This window comes from Pseudomonas sp. UBA2684, assembly GCA_002354655.1.
Taxonomy (GTDB): Bacteria; Pseudomonadota; Gammaproteobacteria; order Pseudomonadales; family Pseudomonadaceae; genus Aquipseudomonas.
This window is the reverse complement of the sequence record DELY01000003.1, coordinates 150,140-176,544: the sequence shown is the minus strand read 5'-3', so window position 1 is coordinate 176,544 and position 26,405 is coordinate 150,140. Positions and strand designations below refer to the sequence as shown.

Annotated in this window: 22 protein-coding genes and 1 riboswitch; of the genes, 6 read left to right on the top strand and 16 right to left on the bottom strand. The window is 64.1% G+C overall.

Translation table 11 applies throughout. The features are described from left to right. Nucleotides 1-72: 72 nt before the first annotated feature. The 10 genes from B3M58_RS01845 to thiC form a co-directional block, all read right to left on the bottom strand. A complete protein-coding gene (locus tag B3M58_RS01845) occupies nt 73-780 on the bottom strand; it encodes a PqiC family protein (protein WP_296216848.1) in 708 nt (235 codons plus the stop codon). 148 nt (nt 781-928) lie between these two features. Further along, entirely contained in the window at nt 929-3,187 is a 2,259-nt protein-coding gene (gene parC, locus B3M58_RS01840; RefSeq protein ID WP_296216847.1) for a DNA topoisomerase IV subunit A, read from the bottom strand. Nucleotides 3,188-3,194: 7 nt separating this feature from the next. Further along, a complete protein-coding gene (locus B3M58_RS01835; protein WP_296216987.1) occupies nt 3,195-3,680 on the bottom strand; it encodes a retropepsin-like aspartic protease family protein in 486 nt (161 codons plus the stop codon). Nucleotides 3,681-3,718: 38 nt separating this feature from the next. After that, nucleotides 3,719-4,702 carry an esterase-like activity of phytase family protein gene (locus B3M58_RS01830; protein WP_296216846.1) on the bottom strand — a complete coding sequence of 328 codons (984 nt, stop codon included), beginning with the start codon at nt 4,700-4,702 and terminating at the stop codon, nt 3,719-3,721. Then, complete coding sequence (gene parE / locus B3M58_RS01825; protein ID WP_296216845.1) at nt 4,702-6,606, bottom strand: DNA topoisomerase IV subunit B; 1,905 nt, start codon at nt 6,604-6,606, stop codon at nt 4,702-4,704. Before parE ends, B3M58_RS01830 begins: the two co-directional genes overlap by 1 nt. A gap of 14 nt (nt 6,607-6,620) precedes the next feature. Further along, nucleotides 6,621-7,241, bottom strand: a complete 621-nt coding sequence (locus tag B3M58_RS01820) for a YqiA/YcfP family alpha/beta fold hydrolase (protein ID WP_296216844.1) — start codon at nt 7,239-7,241, stop codon at nt 6,621-6,623. A 78-nt stretch (nt 7,242-7,319) separates the two neighbouring features. Beyond that, a complete protein-coding gene (gene cpdA / locus B3M58_RS01815) occupies nt 7,320-8,135 on the bottom strand; it encodes a 3',5'-cyclic-AMP phosphodiesterase (protein WP_296216843.1) in 816 nt (271 codons plus the stop codon). A 131-nt stretch (nt 8,136-8,266) separates the two neighbouring features. Next, nucleotides 8,267-8,719, bottom strand: coding sequence for a DUF1249 domain-containing protein (locus tag B3M58_RS01810; protein WP_296216842.1), 453 nt, complete (start codon nt 8,717-8,719; stop codon nt 8,267-8,269). After that, nucleotides 8,710-9,309 (bottom strand): NUDIX domain-containing protein, encoded by a 600-nt coding sequence (locus tag B3M58_RS01805; RefSeq protein ID WP_296216841.1) that lies wholly within the window; start codon nt 9,307-9,309, stop codon nt 8,710-8,712. Before B3M58_RS01805 ends, B3M58_RS01810 begins: the two co-directional genes overlap by 10 nt. 87 nt (nt 9,310-9,396) lie before the next feature. Beyond that, nucleotides 9,397-11,289: a phosphomethylpyrimidine synthase ThiC gene (gene thiC, locus B3M58_RS01800; protein WP_296216840.1), complete on the bottom strand. Its 1,893-nt coding sequence runs from the start codon at nt 11,287-11,289 to the stop codon at nt 9,397-9,399. Nucleotides 11,290-11,524: 235 nt separating this feature from the next. Further along, nucleotides 11,525-11,631, bottom strand: a riboswitch (TPP riboswitch). Between the two features lie 218 nt (nt 11,632-11,849). Here thiC and B3M58_RS01795 point away from each other — a divergent pair. Next, on the top strand, nt 11,850-13,298 hold the full coding sequence (locus B3M58_RS01795) for a TolC family outer membrane protein (protein ID WP_296216839.1): 1,449 nt from the start codon (nt 11,850-11,852) through the stop codon (nt 13,296-13,298). Between the two features lie 177 nt (nt 13,299-13,475). Here B3M58_RS01795 and waaA read toward each other — a convergent pair whose 3' ends face one another. Both waaA and B3M58_RS01785 read right to left on the bottom strand, forming a co-directional pair. Next, a complete protein-coding gene (waaA, locus tag B3M58_RS01790) occupies nt 13,476-14,765 on the bottom strand; it encodes a lipid IV(A) 3-deoxy-D-manno-octulosonic acid transferase (RefSeq protein ID WP_296216838.1) in 1,290 nt (429 codons plus the stop codon). Nucleotides 14,766-14,971: 206 nt separating this feature from the next. Then, nucleotides 14,972-15,856 (bottom strand): LysR family transcriptional regulator, encoded by an 885-nt coding sequence (locus B3M58_RS01785; protein WP_296216837.1) that lies wholly within the window; start codon nt 15,854-15,856, stop codon nt 14,972-14,974. A gap of 86 nt (nt 15,857-15,942) precedes the next feature. Between B3M58_RS01785 and B3M58_RS01780 the strand changes: the two genes are divergently transcribed. The 4 genes from B3M58_RS01780 to B3M58_RS01765 all read left to right on the top strand — a co-directional run bounded on the left by B3M58_RS01780 (nt 15,943) and on the right by B3M58_RS01765 (nt 19,344). Further along, nucleotides 15,943-16,275: a DMT family transporter gene (locus B3M58_RS01780; protein ID WP_296216836.1), complete on the top strand. Its 333-nt coding sequence runs from the start codon at nt 15,943-15,945 to the stop codon at nt 16,273-16,275. Nucleotides 16,276-16,339: 64 nt separating this feature from the next. After that, entirely contained in the window at nt 16,340-17,512 is a 1,173-nt protein-coding gene (locus B3M58_RS01775; protein WP_296216835.1) for an NAD(P)/FAD-dependent oxidoreductase, read from the top strand. After that, the gene (locus B3M58_RS01770) at nt 17,512-18,330 is read left to right on the top strand and encodes an aldo/keto reductase (RefSeq protein ID WP_296216834.1); all 819 of its coding nucleotides are present in this window, start codon (nt 17,512-17,514) and stop codon (nt 18,328-18,330) included. Before B3M58_RS01775 ends, B3M58_RS01770 begins: the two co-directional genes overlap by 1 nt. 99 nt (nt 18,331-18,429) lie before the next feature. Beyond that, nucleotides 18,430-19,344 (top strand): metal ABC transporter ATPase, encoded by a 915-nt coding sequence (locus tag B3M58_RS01765; RefSeq protein ID WP_296216833.1) that lies wholly within the window; start codon nt 18,430-18,432, stop codon nt 19,342-19,344. Between the two features lie 194 nt (nt 19,345-19,538). Here the strand turns inward: B3M58_RS01765 and B3M58_RS01760 are convergent, their stop codons facing one another. From B3M58_RS01760 to msbA, 4 genes are all read right to left on the bottom strand, one after another. Next, nucleotides 19,539-20,747, bottom strand: a complete 1,209-nt coding sequence (locus tag B3M58_RS01760; RefSeq protein ID WP_296216832.1) for an acyl-CoA dehydrogenase family protein — start codon at nt 20,745-20,747, stop codon at nt 19,539-19,541. A gap of 12 nt (nt 20,748-20,759) precedes the next feature. Next, on the bottom strand, nt 20,760-22,034 hold the full coding sequence (locus B3M58_RS01755) for an acyl-CoA dehydrogenase family protein (protein WP_296216831.1): 1,275 nt from the start codon (nt 22,032-22,034) through the stop codon (nt 20,760-20,762). Between the two features lie 219 nt (nt 22,035-22,253). Continuing rightward, nucleotides 22,254-23,675 carry a bifunctional D-glycero-beta-D-manno-heptose-7-phosphate kinase/D-glycero-beta-D-manno-heptose 1-phosphate adenylyltransferase HldE gene (gene hldE, locus B3M58_RS01750; RefSeq protein ID WP_296216830.1) on the bottom strand — a complete coding sequence of 474 codons (1,422 nt, stop codon included), beginning with the start codon at nt 23,673-23,675 and terminating at the stop codon, nt 22,254-22,256. A 39-nt stretch (nt 23,676-23,714) separates the two neighbouring features. Continuing rightward, complete coding sequence (gene msbA / locus B3M58_RS01745) at nt 23,715-25,526, bottom strand: lipid A export permease/ATP-binding protein MsbA (RefSeq protein ID WP_296216829.1); 1,812 nt, start codon at nt 25,524-25,526, stop codon at nt 23,715-23,717. Nucleotides 25,527-25,753: 227 nt separating this feature from the next. Here msbA and B3M58_RS01740 point away from each other — a divergent pair, with 227 nt between their 5' ends. After that, on the top strand, nt 25,754-26,392 hold the full coding sequence (locus B3M58_RS01740; protein ID WP_296216828.1) for a lipopolysaccharide kinase InaA family protein: 639 nt from the start codon (nt 25,754-25,756) through the stop codon (nt 26,390-26,392). The last annotated feature ends 13 nt before the right edge of the window (nt 26,393-26,405 follow it).

The window sequence follows — 26,405 nt, the reverse complement described above, 5'->3', positions numbered from 1 at the left end:
ATCAACAGTTAACGGGTACAGAGACAAGAAAAAGCCCGCGGTTAGCGGGCTTTTTCATACACAGGCATTCACTCAGAAGCGGAACACTTCGGCATCGATGCGGATTGGCTCGGCCACCGGAATTTTCGGCCCTTCCGGCTTGGCGGCTGGCGCTGCCGGGGCCTTCTTGCGCGGCTCCTCGGCCACCACCGGAGTGGCGTTGCCGTACTCCTGCACCGCGCCTCCCAGCTGTTCGACCAGCTGTTGCATCAGCAGGCTTTGGGCGCGCACCTGATCGGCAACCGAGCCTTGGTGTGGCTCTTCCAGGCGCACCAGGCGCCCATTCAGCAGTTGCCCATCCTTCCCCAGCAAACGCCACTGCGCCTCCAGCACCGCAGGTCGCTGCGGCCCGGAATCCAGACGGGAAATCGACAGCAGCACCTGCACGCTGGGGGTAAACCCTGGCGTCGCCGGCGCCAAAACCAGGCGCTGGCTGTTCAACCGCGCGGCCAACTGACGCAGCAGTTGCCGATCGATGTCCGCCGCCAGGCTGCCGGCCCAACGCGCATCGGTCGCCGCGGTCAGGCTGCCGTCGGCCTGGCGCTGCAACAGCGCCTCGCGTTGCAGGTAATCGGCAATCGACACCGGCCCCAGCAATACCGCGATGCCGCCCTTATCGGCAGGCATCGCGGCATTGCCACCGTCCAATTGGTAGAGCGGCACGGGCTGGTAGCGCGTGCAGCCGACCAAGCCAAGCAGGCCAGCCAGCAGCAGAACCAAGGGAAGACGAACTACAGTCATTACTCTCATCCGGCCGGCATGACAGCCAGCAGTCAAACATGTGTTTAGCCGATACGCCCAGCCATGCCGGGGTATCTCGCGGCCGCGTATCATCCTTTAAACCGCCGCCCGACTCCAGCCTTGCGCACGCTAAAGCGCACGCCTGGCCTTATGCCAGCGGTTCGACCAGCAAGTTATCGACCCGCTGAAAGCCGCGTGGCAGCTTATTGCCGCGCCGCCCGCGCTCGCCTTTGTAGTGCTCCAGGTCGTCTGCCTTGAGCGACAACGTGCGCTTACCAGCCTGCAGCACCAGAGTCGCACCGACTGGCAAAACTGCCAAGTCAGTAAGGTACTCTTCGCGACTGGCGACACGCTCGCCGGGAATACCGATGATCTTGTTGCCCTTGCCTTTGCCCAGTTGCGGCAAATCGCGCACCGGGAACAGCAGCAGGCGACCTTCGGTGGTCACCGCGGCCAGCCAGTCTTCTTCGCGGTTGGCCAGTGGCTTGGGCGGCACCACCAGCGCGCCGGTCGGCAAGCTCAACAGCGCCTTACCAGCCTTGTTCTTGGCTTGCAGGTCTTCACCCTTGACCACAAAACCGTAGCCGGCGTCGGAGGCGATCACATACAGCGCACTGTCGTCGGGCAACAGCACGCACTCGAAGGTCGCGCCCGGCGGCGGGGTTAGACGTCCTGTGAGCGGCTCGCCCTGACCCCGCGCGGATGGCAGGCTGTGAGCGGCCAGCGAATAGCTGCGCCCGGTCGAGTCGATAAACACGGCGAACTGGTTGGAGCGGCCCGGCGCAGACGTTTTGAAGCCGTCGCCGGCCTTGTACGACAGGCCGGTGGCGTCGATGTCATGGCCCTTGGCGCAGCGCACCCAGCCCTTCTCGGAGATCACCACGGTGACCGGCTCGGTCGGCATCAGCTCGGTTTCGCTCAACGCCTTGGCTTCGGCGCGGGCGACAATCGGCGAGCGACGGTCGTCGCCATAGGTTTGCGCATCCTTGATGAGCTCATCACGCACCAGCTTCTTCAGCTTGGCTTCGCTGCCGAGCAGGGCCAGCAGCTTGGCGCGCTCCTTGGCCAGCTCGTCCTGTTCGCCGCGGATCTTCATCTCTTCCAGGCGGGCGAGCTGACGCAGGCGGGTGTCGAGGATGTAATCGGCCTGAATGTCGGTGAGGCCGAAACGCTCCATCAGCACCGGTTTGGGCTGATCCTCGGTGCGGATGATGTGGATCACTTCATCCAGGTTGAGGAACGCAGTGAGCAAGCCTTCCAACAGGTGCAGGCGTTTCTCGACCTTGTCCAGGCGGAACTGCAGACGGCGGCGCACGGTGTTGACGCGGTACACCAGCCACTCGGTCAGCAGGGTGCGCAGGTCTTTCACCGACGGTTTGCCATCGAGGCCGATGACGTTGGTGTTGACCCGGTAGCTGGACTCCAGCTCGGTGGTGGCGAACAGGTGCTGCATCAGCTCATCGGCATCCACCCGGTTGGAGCGCGGAATGATGACGATGCGGCAGGGGTGTTCGTGGTCCGACTCGTCGCGCAGGTCGGCGACCATCGGCAGCTTCTTCGCCTGCATCTGCGCGGCGATCTGCTCCAGCACCTTGGCCCCGGAGACCTGATGCGGCAACGCGGTGACCACGATATCGCCGTCCTCGACGCGGTACACGGCGCGCATGCGCACCGAGCCCTTGCCGGTTTCGTAGATCTTCAGCAGATCGGCACGCGGGGTGATGACTTCGGCTTCGGTCGGGTAATCCGGACCGAGCACGTGTTCGCACAGCTGCGCGACCGTGGCATCCGGCTGATCCAGCAAGCGCACGCAGGCCGCCGCGACTTCGCGCAGGTTATGCGGCGGAACATCGGTAGCCATGCCCACGGCGATACCGGTGGTGCCGTTGAGCAGGATATTCGGCAGGCGGGCTGGCAGGGTCGCCGGCTCGTTCAGGGTGCCGTCGAAGTTCGGCACCCAGTCCACGGTGCCCTGGCCCAGTTCGGTGAGCAGCACTTCCGAGTAGCGCGACAGACGCGCCTCGGTGTAGCGCATGGCGGCGAAGGACTTCGGGTCGTCCGGCGCACCCCAGTTGCCCTGGCCGTCGACCAGGGTGTAGCGGTAACTGAAGGGTTGGGCCATCAGCACCATGGCTTCATAGCAGGCGCTGTCGCCGTGCGGGTGGAACTTGCCGAGCACGTCGCCGACGGTACGCGCCGACTTCTTGTGCTTGGAGTCGGCGTCCAGGCCCAGTTCGCTCATGGCGTAGACGATGCGCCGCTGCACCGGCTTCAAGCCATCGCCGATATGCGGCAAGGCGCGGTCCATGATCACGTACATCGAGTAATTGAGATAAGCCTGCTCAGTGAAATCGGCGAGGGAACGGCGTTCAACACCGTCCAGGCTCAAATCGAGGGATTCGCTCATGCGTGCCTCATTGCAAAGTGGATTGGCGCAGCATCAAGGTGCCGTCGCGCTGGGTAAATTCGAGTTGTTTCAGGGCGCTCATGCCCAGCAGCACGTCTTCGCCACCCATACCGGGGGCGATCAGGGCGGCAACATCGTGCAGGACGATATCGCCCAACTGCAGACTGTCGAGCTGCGTGCGGTGGGCCGTGGCACGGCCATTGGCGGTGCTGATGACAATCGGCGCACCGGCCTGCAAGCCCAGCCGCCTGGCCACCTCGGTCGGTACGGCGACCTGGGTGGCGCCGGTATCGAGCAAGAAAGTCACCGGCGCACCGTTGATCTGCCCGTCGGCCAGGTAATGGCCCTGACTGCTGCTGGCCAGGTGCACCTCCACGTAGCCGCTGCCATGCCGCGACTCGGGACTGCGATTGGGGTTGCGCTGGGCGTCTTCCCAATCGCCGAAGAAGTGCGTGGCCAGCAGCAAGCCGGCGCCCCACGCCAGCACCAGCATCACCCGCCCGGCACGCCGACCGGGAGCCTGCGGCGTGCTCACCGGGTACTCCCCCAGCCGCCTGCCGGCGCGGCGAAGCGCCAGACAATCGGCCGTGCCTCGCCATCGGCGCGGGTCATACGGCCACTGTCGACGCCGATCCAGGCGCCGTCAGTGTCGACCCACAAAGCCTCGGCCAAGCCGTAGGACGGCGCATAACGGCGGGCATCGGTGAGTGCTTCGGCGGCAAACGACCAGCAACGCTCGACCTCGGCGTTGCCCAACTGACGCCGACAGATGCGGTGTGCCTGCCGTTCGAGGGTGAAGAGCTTATCGTTGTGGTACGCCAGCCCGGAAAAATCCCGCGGCTGTAGCTGGCTGTCCAGCTGGGGCGGAGCGAAATCGCTGCCGCCCTCGCTGAGCAGCACGCAGCCACCGGTGCAGCGCCAGGTCGAGCGCTGCTTGTGCAGCACCAGCAGACCGCGGCGCTGACGCTCGGCCGCCAGCCACAAGCGCTCGCCGGCCGGATCGACGGCGATACCTTCGAAAAGCGCATTGAAGTGCAACAACATGCCGCTGGCGCGCGCCTGACGCACCAGCCCGCTCGGCAGCGCCAACCATTGCGCCGCCGCAGCCGGCGGAATCTGCAGCACCGCGGCGTGCGCCTCGCTGACCACGTAGCGATTGCCCAACGCGTCGCAAGACAGCCCCTCAAAATCCAGGTCGCCGCCGCGTACCAGGCTAGCGGCCCAACTGCGCATGCGCAGGCCCCAGGGCAGCGGCGTGACCGGTACTGGCGGTGCGACGAACAGCTCGGCTTCGGCCTGCCACACCGTCTGGCTGGCATCCAGGCGATACAAGCGATCGTCCTCGCGGTCCGACACCGCCCACAGCGCATCGCCACACCAGGCCAGGCCCGACAGGTTGCCCCTGGCGATCCCTTCGATCGGGTGCTCGCTGAGCAGTTTCAGCTCGTCCAACACCGGGGGCTCGGCCAATGCCGGCGTGGCAAGCAGCAGCAACGCGGCAAACAAATGCCGCATCAGAGCAACACCTCGGCCAGGTTGCCCTTGGACTCCAGCCAGGATTTACGGTCGCCGGCGCGTTTTTTCGCCAGCAGCATGTCCATCATTTCCTGGGTGCCGGGGTAATCGTCCAGGGTCAGCTGCACCAGGCGCCGGGTATTGGGGTCCATGGTGGTTTCGCGCAGTTGCGGCGGGTTCATCTCACCCAGGCCTTTAAAGCGGGTGACCTGCGGCTTGCCGCGGCGCTTCTCGGCCACCAGGCGGTCGAGGATGCCATCGCGCTCGGCCTCATCCAGGGCGTAGAAAATCTCCTTGCCCAGGTCGATGCGGTACAGCGGCGGCATGGCCACATACACATGGCCGGCATCCACCAGCGGGCGGAAATGCTGGACGAACAGCGCGCAGAGCAAGGTGGCGATATGCAGGCCGTCGGAGTCGGCGTCGGCGAGGATGCAGATCTTGCCGTAACGCAACTGCGAGAGGTCGCTGGAACCGGGATCGAGGCCGACGGCCACGGCGATATTGTGCACTTCCTGGCTGGCCAGCACTTCGCTGCCATCGACTTCCCAAGTGTTCAGAATCTTCCCGCGCAGCGGCAGAATCGCCTGGAACTCTTTGTCGCGCGCCTGCTTGGCCGAACCGCCGGCGGAATCACCTTCCACCAGAAACAGTTCTGAACGCATCGGGTCTTGGCCGGCACAGTCGGCCAGCTTGCCAGGCAGCGCCGGGCCCTGGGTGATGCGTTTGCGCTCGACCTTCTTGCCGGCCTTGAGGCGGCGGTTGGCGTTGCTGATCGCCAGTTCGGCGAGCTGCTGGCCGAGTTCCGGGTGGCCGTTAAGCCACAAACTGAAGGCATCTTTAACCACGCCGGAAACGAATGCGGCGGCCTCACGCGACGACAGACGCTCCTTGGTCTGCCCGGAGAACTGCGCGTCCTGCATCTTCATCGACAGAACGAAGGCGATGCGCTCCCAGATATCTTCCGGGGCCAGCTTGACCCCGCGCGGCAACAGGCTGCGGAACTCGCAGAACTCGCGCATGGCATCCAGCAGGCCCTGACGCAGACCATTGACGTGGGTGCCACCCTGAGCGGTGGGAATCAGGTTGACGTAGCTCTCCTGCACCGCATCGCCGCCTTCCGGCAGCCACAGCAGCGCCCAATCTACTGCTTCTTTATTGCCCGCCAGGCTGCCGCAGAAGGGTTCATTGGGTAGCCGTTCAAATTCGCTGACCGCATCCACCAGGTAGGAGCGCAGACCGTCTTCGTACAGCCACTCGACTTTCTCGCCGCTGGCCTTGTCCTCGAAGCTGACCGCAAGACCCGGGCACAGCACGGCCTTGGCTTTCAGTACGTGTTTAAGGCGGCTGACCGAGAACTTGAAGGAGTCGAAATACTTGGCGTCCGGCCAGAAGTGCACGCTGGTGCCGGTGTTGCGCTTGCCCACCGTGCCGACCACAGCCAGGTCGCTGGCCTTGTAGCCGTCGGCGAAACTCATCTGGTATTCGCTGCCGTCGCGCTTGACCGTGACGATCACGCTGGTCGACAGCGCGTTGACCACCGAGATGCCCACGCCGTGCAGGCCGCCGGAGAACTGGTAGTTCTTGTTGCTGAACTTGCCGCCGGCATGCAGCTTGGTGAGGATCAGCTCGACCCCTGGCACGCCCTCTTCCGGGTGAATATCCACCGGCATGCCGCGACCGTCGTCGAGCACTTCCAGGGAGTTGTCCTCGTGCAGGATCACCTGGATCGATTTGGCGTGCCCGGCCAGCGCTTCGTCGACACTGTTATCGATCACTTCCTGGGCCAGATGGTTAGGCCGCGAGGTGTCGGTGTACATGCCCGGGCGCTTGCGCACCGGGTCGAGGCCGGAAAGGACTTCGATGGCATCGGCGTTGTAAGAGCTAGAACCTTGCTGGGCCATGGGGTCTCTTGTCGTCAATTGAGAGCGGAAAAGTCGATATCCTGCCACAGATGGCGGGGAATACCGGCGAAAGCGAAAAGCATCGGCAGACGCTCGGCAAAGCCCTGGAAACCGTGATCACCGCCGGCCTGGATACGCAGCGCGCAGGCCCGGTAATAGGCCTGGGCATCGCGGTAATCGAGGGTTTCATCGGCGGTCTGCAGCCATACCTGGTAACGCGCGGGGTCTTGCGGTGGCGGCACATCCAGCTCGGCCAGGGCTGCCAGGTGATCGGCGGTCAGTTCCCAGGTTTCATCGCTGTAGTAATTCTGCTGCGGGCCCAGGTAGCCGTCGAAGCGCAGATGCGGGCGCACCGCGGGGTTGATCAACAACGCCGGCAACGCGTACCGCTCGGCCAAGTGGGTCGCATAGTAGCCGCCCAGGGAGCTGCCGACTAGCACGGGCCGGCCGAGCTCGGCGATCAACGTTTCGAGCTGGGCGATGGCCTGCCGTGGGTGGTGGTGCAACGCCGGCACCCGCAACTGCGCCGCTAGGCCCAGACGCGCCATCGCACGCGACAGCAGGCTGGCCTTCAGTGAAGCCGGCGAGCTGTTGAGGCCGTGGATATAGAGGATGCAGGGGCTGGACGTAGGCATGGGAACGGCGCTGACAGATAAAACGGAAAGCCGAACGGTAGCAGCTTTCGCCTCATGCCCTCCAGCGTGGATGACGGCTCAATAGCCCTTGACGCTGTAATCCACTTCGAAGGCGATACCGGTGACGCGCGACACGCCGGTTTCCAGCCGACCATCGGCATGCAAGCGCAGCCAGCGATAGCCAGGCGCCGTGGTATCGACCTGGAACTCCTCGCTGCCGGGGGCGAATTGCACGCAGGTCGACGGCGACGCCAGCAGGCGGATGCCGTCGCGCTGCTGATCCAGCTCCTGGTGAATATGCCCCCACAACAGCGCACGCACCTGCTTGAAGCGCTCCAGCACGGCAAACAGCGCCTCCGGGTTGCGTAGGCCGATGGGCTCCATCCAGCGACAACCGATGGACACCGGATGGTGGTGCAGGCAAATCAGGTGGTGACGTTCGGGCGCCTCGCTGAGCGCACGCTCCAGCAGCGCCAGTTGCCGATCGGCCAGGTAACCGGGCACCGCGCCGGGAATCGACGAATCGAGCAGGATGACCCGCCAGTTACCCAGGTCGATCACCGGCTCCAGCAGATCGCTGCCCACGCAGGCGGCCTGCATCGCCGGCACATCGTCGTGATTGCCGGGGAACCAGCGTCCGGGGGCAGGAATCGCCGCGGTCATCTGACGGAAACGCTCGTAGGACGCCTGGCTGCCATCTTGCGACAGGTCGCCGCTGGCGAGCATCAGGTCGATCTGCGGCTGCTCCTGCATAACCCGCTCGATCACCCGCTGCAGGCTGTCCTGGGTATCCATGCCCAGCAGTTTACCGGCCGCCTCGGCAAATAGATGGCTGTCGGACAACTGCACCAGCAGGACCGAGGAATCAGCAACGGAAGGGGGCGCGCTCGGCAAGGCCGTCTCCTAGAGCGGAATACGTGAATTATGGTGGGTAGTTCGGTCAACGGTAAACCCGCGAAGCGGGCATGCATCACAGAAAGTTAGCTGTAAACCCGGCGCAGGACTCGCTTAACCGACAACAGCACTCACACAACCGGCTCCAGCTCATGGCCACAGGCCAGACAATGGCTCAGCCACTCGCCGAGAAACAGGTTGAGCTGAGTCTTTTCATCCGGCTGGTGCATCGCCGCATTCGGGTACGGGTAGATGCTGCGAAAGCGCCGGGCGCTTTGTGCACTGATGACTTCGGCCATGCGCGCATCGTGGTACACGCGCACTTCCAGCTTCGGCACCGGCAGCCAAGGCAGGCTGTGCTCCTGGCGTACTTGCACGGTCGAGGTATAGGGGCAGGTTTCCAGCACCTCCAAGGCCAATACCCCCAGCAGGTGCTCGCCTTGGCTCAGGGCCACGCGCCGCGCGCTCGACACTTCGCGCATTGCCGGCAACAGGCACATCAACCGCGCGTAGTTGGCCTCGCAAGCCGCTTGCAGCTCGACCAGATCGACGCGGTAGCGATCACGCAACAGGCTCACGACCATAACCCCCGCACTTCGGCGCGGTTCAGCGCCAGCCATTGCAAGGCGATGATGCTCGCCGCGTTGTCGATGCGCCCGTCCTTGACCGCCGCCAAGGCATCCTCCAGCGCCCAGACGTGCACGCGAATGTCCTCGCCCTCGTCCGCCAGGCCATGCACGCCGCCCGCGCCCTCACTGTCGCAGCGGCCAACATACAAGTGCACGCGCTCGTCCGAGCCACCGGGCGACGGATAGTACTGCGTGATCGGCCACAACGCGGTCAAGGTCAGGTTGGCTTCCTCAATCGCCTCGCGGCGCGCCACCTCTTCCGGCACCTCATCCTTGTCGATCAACCCGGCAACCAGTTCCAGCAACCACGGATTGGCGCTTTTCTCCAAGGCGCCGACGCGGAACTGCTCGATCAGCACCACCGTATCGCGCTGCGGATCATAGGGCAGCACGCACACCGCATCATGGCGCACAAACAACTCGCGGCTGAGCGCCGGCCCCATGCCGCCAGCAAACTGGCGATGGCGCAGACGCAGCCGGTCGAGCTTGTAGAAGCCGCTAAAGCAGGCCTCGCGCTCGATCACTTCGACATCTTCTCGTTGCATAGCGACCCCCTGTTAACAGGAACGGGCCCGAAGGCCCGTCCTGGTTACACTCATACTGCTACGCAAATTTGCCTAGCAGAAGCCCCATCACACCTTGTGGTAGAGCTGCGCGCCCTGCGCCTTAAACTCCTCAGCCTTGGCTTGCATACCCGCCTCGGCATCCAGGTCGAGTGCGGCGATGCGCTGCTCTTCAGCATAGACGCGAACTTCCTGGGTGATCTTCATCGAGCAGAACTTCGGCCCGCACATGGAGCAGAAGTGTGCCACCTTGGCCGAGTCCTTGGGCAGCGTTTCGTCGTGATAACTGCGCGCGGTGTCCGGGTCGAGACCAAGGTTGAACTGGTCTTCCCAGCGGAACTCGAAGCGCGCCTTGCTCAAAGCGTTGTCGCGGATCTGCGCGCCCGGATGGCCCTTGGCCAGGTCGGCGGCGTGGGCGGCGATCTTGTAGGTGATGATCCCGGTCTTCACGTCATCCTTGTTCGGCAGGCCCAGGTGTTCCTTGGGCGTGACGTAGCAGAGCATGGCGCAGCCGAACCAGCCGATCATCGCCGCGCCGATGCCCGAGGTGATGTGGTCGTAGCCCGGTGCGATATCGGTGGTCAGCGGGCCGAGGGTGTAGAACGGCGCCTCGTCGCAGCACTCCAGCTGCTTGTCCATGTTCTCCTTGATCAGCTGCATCGGCACATGGCCGGGGCCTTCGATCATGGTTTGCACGTCGTGTTTCCAGGCAATCTTGGTCAGCTCGCCGAGGGTTTCCAGCTCGCCGAACTGCGCTTCGTCGTTGGCGTCGGCAATCGACCCCGGACGTAGGCCATCGCCCAGCGAGAAGCTGACGTCGTAGGCCTTCATGATTTCGCAGATGTCTTCGAAATGGGTGTAGAGGAAGTTCTCTTTATGGTGCGCCAGGCACCACTTGGCCATGATCGAGCCGCCGCGCGAAACGATGCCGGTGACGCGCTTGGCGGTCATCGGCACATAGCGCAGCAATACGCCGGCGTGGATGGTGAAGTAGTCCACGCCCTGCTCGGCCTGCTCGATCAGGGTGTCGCGGAACAGTTCCCAGGTCAGCTCTTCGGCTGCACCGCCGACTTTCTCCAGGGCCTGGTAAATCGGTACGGTGCCGATTGGCACCGGCGAGTTGCGGATGATCCACTCGCGGGTTTCGTGAATGTGCTTGCCGGTCGACAGGTCCATGACCGTGTCCGACCCCCAGCGAATGCCCCAGGTCAGCTTGGCCACTTCTTCTTCAATCGAAGAACCCAGCGCCGAGTTGCCGATGTTGCCGTTGATCTTCACCAGGAAGTTACGGCCGATGATCATCGGTTCCAGTTCGGTGTGGTTGATGTTGGCCGGGATAATCGCGCGACCGCGGGCGATCTCGTCACGAACGAATTCCGGGGTGATGATCTTCGGCACGCTGGCGCCGAAGCTGTGGCCGGCGTGTTGCTGATCGAGCAGGCCGGCGGCGCGCGCCACTTCCAGCTTCATGTTCTCGCGGATGGCAACGTATTCCATCTCGGCGGTGATGATGCCTTGGCGCGCGTAGTGCATCTGGCTGACGTTGGCCCCGGCCTTGGCGCGGCGTGGGTTGTTGACGTGGGCAAAACGCAGCTTGGTCAGCTCGGCATCGGCGAGGCGCTGCTGGCCGAAGTTGGAGCTCAGCCCAGGCAGGCGTTCGGTGTCGCCACGCGCTTCGATCCACGGCGAGCGCACATCGGCCAGGCCCTTGCGCACGTCGATGATGACGTTGGGGTCGGTGTACGGGCCGGAGGTGTCGTAGACCACCACGGGTGCGTTGATCTCGCCGCCGAAGTCGGTGGGCGTGACATCCAGGCTGATTTCCCGCATCGGCACCAGAATGTCCGGGCGCGAACCCTGCACATAGACTTTTTGCGAACGGGTGAACGGTTGGATCGACTGTTGGTCGACCTGGGCTGACTCACTCAGAATCGGATTGAGGTTTTTTTCTTGTGTGCTCATCGGCGGCTCTCCAGGGCTATATGTCGGAGCGAACCTGGACGGATGACGAACCTATCTACGATCTGCTGCGCGTCGGCCCTGCTGCGTTAAAAACCGGCTCGGAATGCTCATTTACAAAAGTAAACTCCGCTTCCTCGCCTGCTTTCGCCTTGCATGGCTCTAGCTCGCGAGATCGTAAACAGGTTCTAAGGGCGAAAGGTGCACCTGGGGCGGTGCCAGAGGCTCGCCGGAGGACGGGCGAGCACATCTTGTTCCCTACGCAGGCCTTAACCTGATCAGGTTCAACGGGATCCGGCAGCTGCCAATCTCAGCCCCGCAAGTGGGGCACCCCGACAAGAACCCGGCCAGTCTAATCAAGACACCGCGATAAAACCAACCCACGAGTCAAAAACTCCTGACCCATGCGTCGGATAGTGACGCCACTACGCCCTGCTCCCGGATTGTTGCACGCAGGCAACATAGCTTGTTGCAAACTACACTCACGCCGCTATGGGCGCACTTGACCCTCCTGGCGGCGCCGCTTAGCCTTGCCGATTACCGCCAAATCTAGGATTGCCCTAATGTTGCGCAGACTTTCCCTGGCTCTTGCCGTGGCCTCCGCTTCCGCCGGATTGGCCTGGGCTGAACAAGCCCCGCTGTCCACCAAAACAGACCTGGTCACGGTGTATCAGGAAGCCGCCAACAACAATGCCGATTTGGCGGCTGCGCGTGCGGATTACCAGGCACGCCGCGAAGTCGTACCGCAGGCGCGCTCCGGCTTGCTGCCCAACCTCTCGGCCGGTGCCAACTTGAGTGACACCCGCACCGCAATCGATTCGCCCGCCAACACCAGTTCGCGCAGCGGCACGGTGTACCAGGCCAACCTCAGCCAGCCACTGTTCCGCGCCGACCGCTGGTTCCAATTGCAGGCGGCCGAAGCCACCAGCGAACAGGCCGCGCTGGAGCTGTCCGCCACCGAGCAAAACCTGATTCTGCAGAGCGCGGAAACCTACTTCGCCGTGCTCCGCGCCCAAGACACCCTGGCCTCGACCAAGGCCGAAGAAGCCGCCTTCAAGCGCCAGCTCGACCAAGCCAACGAACGCTTCGACGTCGGCCTGTCGGACAAGACCGACGTACTCGAAGCCCAGGCCGGCTTCGACACCGCGCGGGCCAACCGGATCATCGCCGAGCGCCAGGTGGACGACGCCTTTCAAGCGCTGATCACCCTGACCAACCGCGACTACGCGGCCATTGAAGGCATCCAGCACAGCCTGCCGATTCTTGCGCCAACGCCGAACGACGCGAAAGCCTGGGTCGACACCGCGGCCGCGCAGAACCTCAACCTGCAAGCCAGCAACTACGCGGTGGACGCCGCCGAAGAAACCCTGCGCCAGCGCAAGTCCGGCCATGCGCCGACCCTGGACGCGGTGGCCAGCTACCAGAAAGGCGATAACGACAGCCTCGGTTTCAGCAACACCAGCACACCTGGGACAACCCAGCCCCGGTTCAGCGGCGATGTCGAGCAACGCAGCATTGGCCTGCAACTGAATATCCCACTGTACAGCGGCGGCCTGACCAGCTCGCAAGTGCGCGAGGCCTACCAGCGCTTGAACCAGACCGAACAACTGCGCGAAAGCCTGCGCCGGCAAATCGTGCAGAACACCCGCAACCTGCACCGCGCGGTGAACACCGATGTGGAAACCGTGCAGGCGCGCAAACAGTCGATCATCTCCAACCAGAGCGCCCTGGAAGCCACCGAAATCGGCTACCAGGTCGGCACCCGCAACATCGTCGACGTGCTCGATGCGCAGCGTCAGCTGTACAGCTCGGTGCGCAACTATAACGACGCCCGTTACGACTACATCCTCAACAACCTGCGCCTCAAGCAGGCCGCCGGCACGCTCAGCCCGGGCGACCTGGAAGCCCTCGGCAACTTCCTCAAGCCGGACTACAACCCGGACAAGGATTTCCTGCCGCCAGACCTGGCCAAGGCCGCCGAAGCCCAGCTACAGGGCAACCCGGACTACTGAGTGGCTCGCATAGAGTGGCTCGCATAGAGTTGCTTGCATAAAAAACCCGACGCGAGTCGGGTTTTTTATGGTCGCGATCAGGCTCGTCTGTAGGGTGGACATGGCGCAGCCTTGTCCACCGGCCTTTAAAGCGGGCAAACCGCGCGGCGGCATGTCCGCCCTACGCTGTCACCCGGTTCACACCTGACCGAGCAAACGCCCCAGCCCGGCCAATAAGCGCGCCAATGCGCCCTGATTGGCCTGCATCACCGCCAACCCGGCCTCGCGCATCTGCGCGGCACGCGCAGGCTCTTGCCACAGCTCGGCCACCCGCGCGGCCAGTGCGGTGGCATCGCCCACTTCGAGCAAAGCGCCAGCCTCGCGCAACTGCGCAGCGATCTCCAGAAAGTTGAACAGGTGCGGGCCGCTGAGTACCGGTTTGCCCAGCGCGGCCGGCTCCAGCAAATTGTGCCCGCCATTGGCCACCAGGCTGCCGCCGACGAACGCCGTGTCGGCCAGGGCATAGAGAAACAGCAGCTCGCCCATGGTGTCGCCGAGCATCACCTGGTCGCCGGCCAATGGCGCTTCGCCGGTCGAGCGGCGGCGGGTGCTGAAACCTTGGCGCTGGCACAGCTCGAACACCGCGTTGAAGCGCTCGGGATGGCGCGGCACCAGGATTAACAACGCCTCGGGCCATTGCTTGAGCAGCTCGCGGTGCGCCGCCAGAACCGCCTCGTCCTCGCCCGTGTGGGTGCTGGCGGCGATCCATACCGGCCGCTGGCTGGCGCCCCACTGCTCGCGTAATGCACACGCGCGGCGCGGCAGCTCGGGGTCGATGGTCAGGTCGAACTTGATCGAGCCGGTCACCTCGACGCACTCAGACCGCGCGCCCAGGCGGCGAAAACGCTCGGCCTCGGCGGCGGTCTGCACGGCAATCAGGTTCATTTCGCCGAGCATCGGCGCGGTCAGTTTGGCAAAGCGCGCATAGCCGCGCGCCGAACGGGCCGACAGCCGCGCATTGGCCAGCGCCACGGGGATGCCGCGCTGGGCGCACTGGTGAATATGGTTCGGCCACAGCTCGGTTTCCATGATCACCGCCAGCCTGGGCTGCACACGATCCAGAAAACGCGCCGCGGCCCAAGGCAGGTCGTAGGGCAGATAACAGTGCTGCACGCGCCCGGCATACTCCGGCGCGGCGAACATCGCCTGAATGCGCTCGGAGCCGGTGGGCGTCATGCAGGTGATGGTGATCGGCATGTGCGGGTAACGCGCCAGCAACTCGCGGATCAGCGGCGCCGCGGCGATGCTCTCGCCCACCGACACCGCATGCAGCCAGATGCCGCCGGGCTTGAGCGGCGGCAGACCGAGTGCAAAGCGCTCGCCGATGCGTTTGGCGTAGGCCGGCGCCTGCCGCGCTCGCCAGGCCAGACGCCCAGCGATAATCGGCAGACCGAGGTGCAACAACAGGCTGTACAGGGCTCTATTCATGGGCGCGCAGCTTAGGCACTTTAGGAAAAGTCGTCGAGCAAAGGTCAGGCAAGGCGCAATGCAGCGAAGCGGAGTAACAGCCGAAGGCTGGCCCGCAGGGCGCGCATAGCGAGTCAAGCAGGTGAAGACGCGCAGTGTACGAGTAGTACATGAGCAGGCCGAACTACTTTTTAACGCAGCAGCACCGACGCGCAGGCACTTTTCGATCAGCCGATGGCCTGCAGGTGCCTGGCAAAGCAATCGGCCAGCCACAGCGCCGCCGGCCCCAGCGCTTCATCGCGACGGCAGACCAACTCGACCACCAGCGGCGGCGGCGTCCAGTCGCTGCTCAGCTCGACCAACTGGCTCTGGTAAGTCGGGTACTGCACCACATGGCGCGGCAACCAAGCCCAGCCGAGGTTGCGCATCAACAACTCGGCCATGGCGTAGAAACTGTCGGTGCGCCAGACCGCGGGGCTGATCTGCTCGCCGCCAGGATAATGGCTGTCTTGCGGCGCCATCAGTAATTGCCGGTGGCGGGCCAGCTCGCGACGGTCGACATGCCCGGCGTTCGCCAGCGGATGCCCGGCACCGCAGACGGTGACCATCTCGATGGTGCCCAGGCGCTGACGCTCCAGCGCTTCGGGCATCTGCTCGTGGTGGAACAACAGGCCGAGATCGGCGCGGCGCTCCAGCAGCTTGCGCGCGACATCGCCCTGGGCACCGCTGGCCAGTTGCACCTCCAGCAGCGGAAAGGCCTGGGCCAACGCCTCGAGACTGTCCAACACCGGCTGGTAGGGCATGGCTTCGTCCTGGGCCAAGCGCAGTCGCACCTCTTCGCCGCGCACCAGGCCCAACGCCCGCCCGTCGAGACGCTCGCACTGGCGCAGCACCTCGCGCGCCTCCTCCAGCAAGGAGGCCCCGGCCGCCGTCAGCCGCGGTTGCCGGCCACTGCTGCGCTCGAACAGCAACACGCCGAGATCGGCTTCGAGCAGGGCGATCGCCGTGCTCACCGCCGACTGCACCCGATTCATCTGCCGCGCCACGGCGGAAAAAGACTGCCCTTCGGCGACGCTGACGAACAAGCGAATTTGTTCCAGGTTCCACTGCATAACCCATCTCCTTTACAGATAGGTAATGACTTTATCCCATCGGCTGAATACCTAGAATGGCCGACAGTTCAACCAGGAGGTTCATCATGTCCGGCTATCTCTACCTTGCAGTCGCCATCACCGCCGAAGTGATCGCCACCACCTCGATGAAGGCGCTCGACGGCTTCAACAAACCGCTGCCCTTGCTGCTAGTGGTGGTCGGCTACGGAATTTCCTTCTGGATGCTCAGCCTGGTGGTAAAAACCATTCCGGTCGGCATCGCCTACGCGGTGTGGGCCGGCCTCGGCATCGTCTTGGTAAGCATCGCGGCGATCTTCCTCTATCAGCAGCGCCTGGACCTGCCAGCCATGCTCGGCATGGGCCTGATCGTCGCCGGCGTGGTGGTGATCCAGTTGTTCTCGCAGACCGTCAGCCACTGATCGGACGAGCGGTGCAAGCCGCTCGCGCTATACTGCGCGCCCGTTTTCCCTTCGAGGCGCGCGCATGTCCCAAGCTCTGAGCACTGACGTTCTGATCGTCGGCGGCGGTATCGCCGGCCTCTGGCTGAATGCGCGCCTGCGCCGCCAGGGTTTCGCCAGCGTGCTGGTGGAAAACGCCAGCCTCGGCGGCGGACAGAGCGTCAAGTCGCAAGGCATCATCCACGGCGGCGCCAAGTACGCCCTGCACGGCGCCCTGAGCGGCGCCTCGGAAGCCATCGCCGACATGCCGCGACGCTGGCGCGAAGCCCTGGCCGGCAATGGCGAACTCGACCTGACCGGCGTGCGCCTGCTCTCCGACGCCCATTACCTGTGGTCGCCCGGCAGCCTGGCCGGCAACATCACCAGTTTCTTTGCCAGCAAGGCGGTGCGCGGCCGGGTCGACCAGGTCAAGGGCGAGCAACTGCCGCCAGCCCTGCAACACCCGCAATTCAAAGGCAAGGTCTATCGCCTGGCCGAACTGGTGCTGGATGTGCCGAGCCTGATCGCGCGCCTGAGTGAGCTGGCTGGCGATGGCCTGCTGGCCGCCGAGCGCATCGAACCACTGCGGGAACAGGGCGAACTGGTCGGCCTGCGGGTCGATGGCCGCGAGATTCGCGCGCAGCGCATCGTCCTGAGCGCCGGCCGCGGCAATGCCGAACTGCTCGCCGCCCTCGGCTTCGACCAGCCGGCCCAGCAACTGCGCCCGCTGCACATGGTGCTGGCCAAGGGGCCGACCCTGAAGCCGCTGTATGCCCACTGCCTGGGTGGCGGAGCGAAACCGCGCGTCACCGTCACCACCCACCCGGCGGCCGATGGCGAATGGGTCTGGTACCTCGGCGGCGACCTGGCCGAGGCCGACGGCGTGGCCCGCGACGAAACGGCGCAGATCAAAGCCGCGCAGAAGGAAGTCGCCGACCTGCTGCCCTGGATCGACCAGTCGAGCACGCGCTGGGCCACCCTGCGCGTGGAGCGCGCCGAGCCGGCGCAATCCGGCCTGGTACGCCCGGACAATGCCTTTCTCGCCGAACAACAGCGGCTGCTGGTCGGCTGGCCGACTAAACTGGCATTAGCGCCGGACTTCGCCGACCGCGTGCTGGCGGCGCTCGACCGCGACGGCATCCAGCCCGCCGCCCATGCCGCGCTGCCCGACCTGCCACGTCCGGCCGTGGCCCGCCCCGCCTGGGAGGAACTGTTCTGATGCACGCCCTGCACAGCCTGCACAATCTGCATCGCCCGCTCGGCGCCACCGAGCTGCTGGTCTCGCCGCTGGGCCTCGGTACGGTCAAGCTGGGCCGCGACCAGGGCGTCAAGTACCCCAACGGCTTCACCATCCCCGGCGACGCCGCCGCCCGCGACCTGCTCGCCCAGGCCCATGACCTGGGTATCAACCTGATCGACACCGCACCCGCCTACGGCAACAGCGAAACCCGCCTCGGCCCGCTGCTGCGCGGCCAGCGCCAGCACTGGGTGATCGTCAGCAAGGTCGGCGAGGAGTTCGAGGCCGGCCACTCGCGCTTCGACTTCTCCCCGGCGCACACGCGGCTCTCCGTGGAACGCAGCCTGCAGCGCCTGGAAACCGATTTCATCGACCTGCTGCTGGTGCATTCCGACGGCAACGATGTCGCGATCCTGCGCGAAAGCGGCATCTACGAAACCCTCGCCGAGCTCAAGCGCGAAGGCAAGATTCGCGGCTTCGGTCTCTCCGGCAAGACCATCGCAGGCGGCCTGCTGGCCCTCGAACGCGGCGACTGCGCGATGGTCACCTACAACCTCAACGAACAGAGCGAGTTGCCGGTGCTCGACTACGCTGAGCAGCACGGCAAAGGCATTCTGATCAAGAAAGCCCTGGCCAGCGGCCATGCTTGCCTGCAACCCGGGGAAGACCCGGTACGCGCCAGCTTCGAGCTGATCTTCGCCCACCCGGCGGTGAGCAGCGCGATCATCGGCACCATCAATGCGCAGCACCTGGCCGACAACGTGGCAACCGCTGCGGCTGTAATTCAGGATATTGCGTGAGCCATTGCTGAGAAACCCAATGTGCGAAGCTCAGGCTCGCCGCTCAAAGGCCTGCTGACGCCGCAATCGCGGCCGACCCCAACGCAAGAAGGAGCCGACATGCCGCGCACGCTGATCCGCAAAGACCCCAGTACCTTCAAGACCCTGCCGCTGTTTGTCGAAGCTGGCCCGGACAGCCTGAGCTACCAGAGCCTGGGCCGACCGCTGAACTTCAGCGAAATGCTCGAGCGCCGCAAACCCGTCGACGTCAGCAGCTCCCAGCGTTTCGCCGTGGAACTGGCCAACCTCGGCGTCTCGGTGCGCCTGACCCTGAGCTGGCAGGGCCGCGACTACTGGATACTGGTGCGGCAACGCCGGCTGGACCGCGGCGACGTGGTGCTCAAGCTGATTTCCGGCTACGTGCCCGCCCACGAACTGAACCTGCCGCTGCTCACCGCCATCCAGGAGGTGGCCGAAGAATGCCTGCTGGAAACCCCCGAAGGCTGGCTGGCCGGACGCTTCGGCGACACCTGGCTGCCAACGCCCTATCAAGGCCCGCTGCGCTACCGTGAAGCCACGCATTTCCGCCTTAGCCCGCTGTCCGGCGCCGCGCGCCCGGTGCAGTGTGGCAACCTGACCTTGCTGGAGCGGCCGCGCGCCTACGTGCACCTGCCGACCGCCTCGCTGCAACTGGTCTATGACATGTCCCTGGAGCTGCCAAAGGACATCAAGCAGCTCAGCCTGTTTCACGTCGACGAACGCCTGGAAGACGGCAAACTGGTGGCGCGTCTCGACCGCGAACGGCCAGACCTGTACCTGATCCCACTGCAACAGGGGCGCCCGACCGCCGAGCTACTCACCCTGCGCAAGGGGCTGCTGAGCACGGCCAGTACCCGCGGCCTTTGGCTGGCGGAAAGTTTTGCCGCACAGGACGGCTGGCTGGTGCGCGACGAACGCATCCGCTGGAAAGACTGGCTGAACCAGCAAAACCTCGACGTCCGGCCGAAAAAAAGCCCCGCCAAAGCGAGGCAATAAGGGACTGTGCACACCAAGCTGAAAGCGGCCCAGCAAGGTTGAACAGCGCCCAAGCGCCCGGAACCTGTGGGAGCGGCTTTAGCCGCGAAGCGTTGGCGGTGCGGCGAAGATATGCGCGGCTGAAGCCGCTCCCACGAAGAACCGCCCTACACCGCCCCGCCAAGTGGCCTTGGCCACACCACCTACGAACCGCGTTATTTCAGTTCGCTGGAGCTCTTGCCGAGTAGGCGACGGGCGACGATCAGCAGTTGAATCTGCTGGGTGCCTTCGAAGATGTCGAGAATCTTCGAGTCGCGCGCCCATTTCTCCAGCAGCTCATCCTCGCCATAACCCAAGGCGCCGGCCAGCTCGACGCATTTCAGCGTCACCTCGTTGGCCACCCGCCCGGCCTTGGCCTTGGCGATGGAGGCCTCCTTGGAGTTGGGCAGCTTGTTGTCGGCCATCCAGGCAGCTTTCAGGGTCAGCAGGCGCGCGGCCTCCCACTCGGCTTCCAGGCGATACAGGGTCGCCTCGGCATGGCTGACGCTAAGCAGTGGCTTGCGGTAATCCAGCGTGCAGACCTTTTTCAGCAGCTCACGGGTGCGGTCCAGCGAGGCTTTGGCCACCCCGACCGCCATGCCGGCGACCAGCGGTCGGGTGTTGTCGAAGGTTTCCATGACCCCGGCAAAGCCCTTCTGCACATCGATTTCCGGGTTGCCCAGCAGATTGGCCGCCGGCACCCGGCAATCGCTGAAACTGATCGAGGCGGTATCCGAGGCCTTGATCCCGAGCTTCTTCTCCAGGCGCGTGACGCTCATACCCGGCGTGCCGTGCTCGACCACGAAGGACTTGATCGCTGCGCGGCCAAGGTTCTTGTCCAGGGTGGCCCAGACCACCACCGCATCGGCGCGCTCGCCAGAGGTGACGAAGATTTTCTCGCCGTTGAGCACGTAATGCTCGCCGTCCTTCACCGCCGTGGTGCGGATCGCCGCCGAGTCGGAGCCACAACCCGGCTCGGTGATGGCCATGGCCGCCCAGGTGCCGCCAAAGCGTTTGAGCTGCTCGTCATTGGCCACCGCGGCAATCGCTGCATTACCGAGGCCCTGGCGCGGCATGGCCAGTAGCAGGCCGACATCGCCCCAGCACAGCTCCATCACCCCGAGCAGCGCCGCCAGGTTGCCGCCGTTCTTGATCCCATCCTGCTGCTCCTTGGCGGCGCCACGCTTGCTCGCCGAGGTCGCGCCAATGGCATCCGGCGAGCCAGCGTTCATGCCGTCGAGCAACGCCGCGAGCAGATCGAGCTCCTTGGGATAGGCATGCTCGGCCTTGTCGTATTTGCGCGAGATCGGCCGGAAATAGTTTTCCGCCACCTGGTGGGCCTGCTTGACCAGGCCACGGAATTTCTTCGGGGTTTCTAAGTTCATGTGCAGCGCCTTCTACAGGTGCAGGCCGCCAGCCATCAGGGCTACGGCGCGCAGGTCGCGGTACCAGCGCTCGGCCGGATGTTCTTTGGTGAAACCATGGCCGCCGAGTAACTGCACGGCATCGGTAGCGATCTGCATGGCTTTCTCCGCGCACAGCAGACGCGCCAGGTAGGCCTCGCGCTGGAACGGCAACCCCTGTTCGGCGCGCGCGCAGGCACGCCAGACCAGCAAACGCATGGCATCCACCTCCACGGCGATGTCCGCGACCATAAAGGCCACCCCTTGGCGGTGGCTGATCGGTTCGCCGAATGCCAAGCGTTCGTTGCAGTAGGGCACCACATAATCCAGCGCCGCCTGGGCGGTCCCCACCGCCAGGGCACACCAGGCCAGCGCAGCGTGATCGAGGAAGCCTTGATAGCTGAAGTGCTGGGCCGCCAGGCGTGCCTCGAGCGGCACCTTGACGCCGTTCAGCTGCACCCGCGCAGTACTCGTCGCCTTGAGGCCCATGGCCGGCTCGGGCCGACGCTGCAGACCTTTAGCGCCCGCCTCGACGACAAACAGTCCCGGACCGTCCTCGGCCTGCGCCGCGACGATCAGCTGGCTGGCATCCAGCCCACGCAACACCAGGCACTTCTCGCCGGACAAGCGGTAATATTTACCGCTGCGCTTGGCACGCGTGGCCAAGCGCTGTGCATCGAACAACGGCGTTGGCTCGTTCACCGCAATCGCCATCACCGGCGCGCGGTCTTCGCCAACGAAGCGCGGCAGCCAGTGCGCCTGTTGCTCGGGCGAGCCCCAACGACGAATGCAGTTGGCCGCCGACAACGGCACCAGCAGCGCCGCCGCCAGCGATAAATCGCCCTTGGCCAACGCCTTGGCAATCAGCGCGTTACTGAGTACGGTGCGCTCGCCAGCCATGCCGCCGTGCACCTCGCCGACGCCATAGTGGCTCAGGCCCAGCTCCTGCGCCTGATTGAGCAACGCCGCCGGCAGTGCTGCCTGGGTATCGGCATCATGGGCCAGCGGGCGCAGCACTTCGCCGGCGAAGCTTTCCAGCATGTCCACCAGCATCTGCTGCTCGTCGGTCAGGGACAGATCGAACAGCGCATCCGGGTCGACCTGGCGTGGAGGCTTATCGGCCCGCTGTGCGGCCAGGCGAAAGCTCGCCCGGCTGCCTCGGTAGATAAGTTTTTCGAAGGATTTACGCAGCTTCAGCCGATCCGGCCAATCGGCCTGCGCGACTCGGTTCAATACAGCCAGGGCACGGCCCTGTACATCGGAGGTCATGGCATCTCGCTCCACGCGGGGTGAGGATGCCAAGAATGATGCGCGCGCAGGCAATAGGCGCCTATGACCGCATCGACGCGGGCGACTGGCAGCTAAGCCAGTCGCAGGGAGCACGCGCGAGCTGAGCACCGCTGTAGGCTGGGCATGCCGGGGCCGTGCCCACCGTCAGCAAAACGGCGGACAACCGGCAACACCATGAAACAGGCGGCGTGACGAGGTTTACTGCTTGCGGATTTTTTCGACAATCGCGGTGGTTGAGCTGTTTTCGACCAAGCCGAGCACGCGCACTTCGCCGCCATAGGCACTAACGATGTCGGCGCCGACCACCTGATCGATGGCGTAATCGCCACCCTTGACCAGCACATCCGGCTGCACCTGCTTGAGCAGGCGCTCGGGGGTGTCTTCACTGAAGCTCACCACCCAATCCACCGCGCCGAGGCCAGCGAGCACGGCCATGCGTCGATCCACCGAGTTGATCGGCCGACCAGGGCCTTTCAGACGGCTGACCGACGCGTCGTCGTTGACCGCCAGAACCAGCCGGTCGCCTTGGGCCCGCGCCTGCTCCAGATAGGTCACGTGACCGGCGTGGAGGATGTCGAAACAGCCGTTGGTAAAGACGATTTTCTCGCCATGGGCGCGGGCGTCTTCCATGGCGATCAGCAGTTGATCCAGGCTCAGCACACCGCGCTCCGAGCCCTCCTCGCGCTGCACCGCACGGCGCAGCTCAGGTGCGCTGATGACTGCGGTGCCCAGCTTGCCGACCACGATGCCGGCCGCCAGATTGGCCAAGGCCACCGCCTGCGGCAACGCTTCGCCAGCCGCCAGAGCGGCGGCCAGGGTGGAGATCACCGTGTCGCCGGCGCCGGTGACGTCGAATACTTCGCGGGCGCGGGCAGGCAGGTGCAACGGTGCGTGTTCCGGGCGCAGCAGGGTCATGCCGTGCTCGCCGCGGGTCACCAATAACGCGCCCAGGTCCAGCTCACGCATCAGCTTGGCGCCCTTGCTCACCAATTCAGCCTCGTCGACACAACCGCCGACAATGCTTTCGAATTCGTGGAGGTTCGGCGTGATCAGGCTGGCGCCACGGTAGATGGAAAAATCCTTGCCCTTCGGGTCGGCCAGCACCGGAATGCCCTTGGCCCGCGCCGCCTGGATCAACACCTGATGGTTTTTCAGCGCGCCCTTGCCGTAATCGGAGAGCACCAGCACCTTGACGCCGCCCAGCAACTGTTCGACTTGCGCGGCCAGTGCCGCTGCATCGGTATTGAACAGTTCTTCGAAATCCATGCGCAGCAGTTGCTGGTGACGGCTCATCACCCGTAGCTTGACGATGGTCGGCTGGTCGTCGATACGCTGGAAGTGGGTTTTCACCCCCACGGCTTCCAGGCTATTGCTCAGGCTGTCGGCCGCTTCATCTTCACCGGTCACACCGACCAGTACCGCCGGTGCGCCCAAGGCGGCAATGTTCAACGCCACGTTGGCGGCGCCGCCGGGACGGTCTTCGATCTGCTCGACCTTGACCACCGGCACCGGCGCTTCCGGGGAAATCCGCGAGGTACCGCCATGCCAATAACGGTCGAGCATGACATCGCCCACCACCAGAACGGGGGCTTGATCGAAACGGGGCATGGACAACTTCATGTGAACTCCGAAGCCTTAAAGTGGCGGGCGCGTAGTTTATCAGGCGATATCTACCGGCGCGCCTTCATCCAATCCCAACGCATGCAAGCGCGCATAAAAACCATTCTGTGCCAGCAAATCGGCATGCGTGCCGCGCTCGACGATTCGCCCCTGGTCCATCACCAGAATCAGGTCGGCTTTTTCGATGGTCGACAGACGGTGGGCGATGACCAGCGTGGTACGGCCTTTCATCACCCGATCCAAGGCCGCCTGGATGTGCCGTTCGGATTCGGTATCGAGCGCCGAGGTCGCCTCGTCCAGCACCAGAATCGGCGCATCTTTCAGCAACGCCCGGGCAATCGCCAGACGCTGGCGCTGACCACCCGACAACAGCACGCCGTTTTCGCCGACCTCGGTGTCCAGGCCATGCGGCAACTTGTCGATGAACTCTTTGGCATAGGCCGCCTCGACCGCCTGCTCGATCGCTTCGCGCGGCGCAGCGGCCAGGTCGCCGTAAGCGATGTTGTTGGCCACGCTGTCGTTGAACAGCGTGACCTGCTGGGTCACCAGGGCGATATGCCGGCGCAGGTTGCGCAGCTGGTAGTCCTCGACATCCACGCCATCGAGCAGGATCTGCCCGGTTTCATGGTGGTAAAACCGTGGAATCAGATTCGCCAGCGTGGACTTTCCGCTGCCGGAGCGGCCAACCAGGGCAATCATCTGCCCGGGCTTCGCGCTGAAGCTGATGTCATTCAATACCGGCTTTTCGCTGCCGGGGTACTGGAAGCTCAGATTGCGCACCTCGAGGTTGCCGCTGACCCGCTCACGCTCGACGCTGCCATGATCGACTTCCGGGGTTTCGTCGAGTTGCTCGAAGATGCTTTCGGCACCGGCCACGCCCTTCTGGATCGTCGAGCTGACTTCGGACAATTGGCGAATCGGCTTGGGTAACAGGCCCGCCGCAGTGATATAGGCCACCAGATCGCCCGCCGTGGCATCGCCGCGCAGCAGCAGCACAAGAAACATCAACACCGCCATCGCGCTGTAAATCACCAGTTGTAGCATCGGCGTGTAAACCGCCCCGGTCTTGGTCATGCGCAACTGCTTATTGGTGTTGTCCTGGCTCGCCGCCGTGAAGCGCGTGGACTCATAGCCCTCGCCACCGAAGCTGCGCACGACCCGGTAACCCTGAATGGTTTCGGAGGCGACATGCGTGACATCGCCCATGGCCACCTGGATTTTCTTGCTTTGTTTGCGGAATTTCTTGCTTGCGCTGCTGACCATCAAGGCGATCACCGGCAGGATGGCCAGCATCACCAAGGTCAGCTTCCAGTTCATCCACAGCAAGTAGGCGAACAGGAATACAACGGTCAACCCCTCGCGAATCACCACCTTGATCGCATCGGTCGCCGCGCCGGTGACCATGGTGACGTTGAAGGTAATCCGCGAAATCAGGTGCCCCGAGCTGTGACTGTCGAAGTAGCGATTAGGCAGCGCCAGCAGGCTGTTGAACAGCGCGATGCGCAAATCGTGCACCAGCCCCAACGAGACCTTGGCCAGGAAGTAATTCCCCAGGAAAGAGCCGATCCCCTGCCAAACCGCAATCAGTACAATCAGCAGCGGCACCGCCTGCAGCAACTGCAAGTCGCGCAGGTAAGGCACCGTTGGAAACAGCACCACCCCAGGGTTGGACAGCCCGTCGACAAAATACTTGAGGATGCCGGCTAGCATCGGTTGGGTCGATGCGAAGATGACGTAGCCCAAGATACTGAGCGAAAAGAAGCCAATATAAGGCCTCACGTAACCGAGCAAACGAAGATAGATTTTTAGGCTGGAGGGCGAATGGCCTGGGGCGACAGAGGCTTTACTCATCAGGGGCGGACAATCCAGATTAAGAAAACGAATACTAGCACGGTGCTCGCGCAGTCCTACCCACAGCGCCGCCATTGCCCAGACGCAGCAACACAGTGGCGCAGAAAACGCAGCTAATCGTCTGCACCCACAGGGGCATGCGGTGAAGAAAGGCGCCGACCGCGCATTCCGCTTCAGGTAAGCTTGCCTCCCTCATTGACTCAGCCCCGGTGCGGCTTCTGGCTTATATGACTCCACTTTCCCACGAACAATTTCTCCTCCTGCGCGACAAGGCAGAATTGCTCGAGGCCGATCACTATGGCGAAAAAGTTCTGCGCCTGGTCAACGGCAACTTCCTTAAGCTCTTTCGCCGTAAGCGCTTGCTCTCATCAGCCGCGCTCTATCCGTATGCGCAACGTTTCGCCGACAACGCCACCGCCCTCCAGCAACGCGGCATTCCATGCCCCCAGGTACTCGACGTCTATCGGATCTCGGCGATTCAGCGCGACGCCGTGCATTACCTGCCGCTGCCGGGACAGACCCTGCGCCAGATCACCGATACGCATGCCAAGGAGCAACTGCGTCAGCAACTGGGCAAATTCATCGCTCAGCTACACGCCAGCGGCATTTATTTCCGCTCGTTGCACCTTGGCAATATCGTCTTGACCCCAGAAGGTGAGCTTGGCCTGATCGATATTGCCGATCTGCAAGCCCAGCGCAGCGCCCTGGGTAAAACAAAGCGTCTGCGCAACTTCCGCCATATACTGCGCGACCCCCGTGATCAAGACTGGCTGCTCGAGAATAAAAACAGCCGTTTTTTTGAGAGCTACCTGCGCCATGCGTCTCTCAACTGGAATATCAGCGAACTGACTCGGCAGTTGATTTAGAGATAGAGCCTCG

Excerpts from the sequence above, each read along its gene's own strand:
- parE (WP_296216845.1), bottom strand. The coding sequence starts at position 6,606 with ATGGCCCAGCAAGGTTCTAGCTCTTACAACGCCGATGCCATCGAAGTC.
- B3M58_RS01795 (WP_296216839.1), top strand. The coding sequence starts at position 11,850 with ATGTTGCGCAGACTTTCCCTGGCTCTTGCCGTGGCCTCCGCTTCCGCC.
- msbA (WP_296216829.1), bottom strand. The coding sequence starts at position 25,526 with ATGAGTAAAGCCTCTGTCGCCCCAGGCCATTCGCCCTCCAGCCTAAAA.
- B3M58_RS01780 (WP_296216836.1), top strand. The coding sequence starts at position 15,943 with ATGTCCGGCTATCTCTACCTTGCAGTCGCCATCACCGCCGAAGTGATC.
- B3M58_RS01835 (WP_296216987.1), bottom strand. The coding sequence starts at position 3,680 with ATGCTGGTGCTGGCGTGGGGCGCCGGCTTGCTGCTGGCCACGCACTTC.
- B3M58_RS01775 (WP_296216835.1), top strand. The coding sequence starts at position 16,340 with ATGTCCCAAGCTCTGAGCACTGACGTTCTGATCGTCGGCGGCGGTATC.
- B3M58_RS01820 (WP_296216844.1), bottom strand. The coding sequence starts at position 7,241 with ATGCCTACGTCCAGCCCCTGCATCCTCTATATCCACGGCCTCAACAGC.
- B3M58_RS01770 (WP_296216834.1), top strand. The coding sequence starts at position 17,512 with ATGCACGCCCTGCACAGCCTGCACAATCTGCATCGCCCGCTCGGCGCC.
- B3M58_RS01805 (WP_296216841.1), bottom strand. The coding sequence starts at position 9,309 with ATGCAACGAGAAGATGTCGAAGTGATCGAGCGCGAGGCCTGCTTTAGC.
- B3M58_RS01765 (WP_296216833.1), top strand. The coding sequence starts at position 18,430 with ATGCCGCGCACGCTGATCCGCAAAGACCCCAGTACCTTCAAGACCCTG.
- B3M58_RS01785 (WP_296216837.1), bottom strand. The coding sequence starts at position 15,856 with ATGCAGTGGAACCTGGAACAAATTCGCTTGTTCGTCAGCGTCGCCGAA.
- B3M58_RS01830 (WP_296216846.1), bottom strand. The coding sequence starts at position 4,702 with ATGCGGCATTTGTTTGCCGCGTTGCTGCTGCTTGCCACGCCGGCATTG.
- hldE (WP_296216830.1), bottom strand. The coding sequence starts at position 23,675 with ATGAAGTTGTCCATGCCCCGTTTCGATCAAGCCCCCGTTCTGGTGGTG.
- B3M58_RS01760 (WP_296216832.1), bottom strand. The coding sequence starts at position 20,747 with ATGAACTTAGAAACCCCGAAGAAATTCCGTGGCCTGGTCAAGCAGGCC.
- parC (WP_296216847.1), bottom strand. The coding sequence starts at position 3,187 with ATGAGCGAATCCCTCGATTTGAGCCTGGACGGTGTTGAACGCCGTTCC.
- B3M58_RS01810 (WP_296216842.1), bottom strand. The coding sequence starts at position 8,719 with ATGGTCGTGAGCCTGTTGCGTGATCGCTACCGCGTCGATCTGGTCGAG.
- B3M58_RS01755 (WP_296216831.1), bottom strand. The coding sequence starts at position 22,034 with ATGACCTCCGATGTACAGGGCCGTGCCCTGGCTGTATTGAACCGAGTC.
- B3M58_RS01740 (WP_296216828.1), top strand. The coding sequence starts at position 25,754 with ATGACTCCACTTTCCCACGAACAATTTCTCCTCCTGCGCGACAAGGCA.
- waaA (WP_296216838.1), bottom strand. The coding sequence starts at position 14,765 with ATGAATAGAGCCCTGTACAGCCTGTTGTTGCACCTCGGTCTGCCGATT.
- thiC (WP_296216840.1), bottom strand. The coding sequence starts at position 11,289 with ATGAGCACACAAGAAAAAAACCTCAATCCGATTCTGAGTGAGTCAGCC.
- B3M58_RS01845 (WP_296216848.1), bottom strand. The coding sequence starts at position 780 with ATGACTGTAGTTCGTCTTCCCTTGGTTCTGCTGCTGGCTGGCCTGCTT.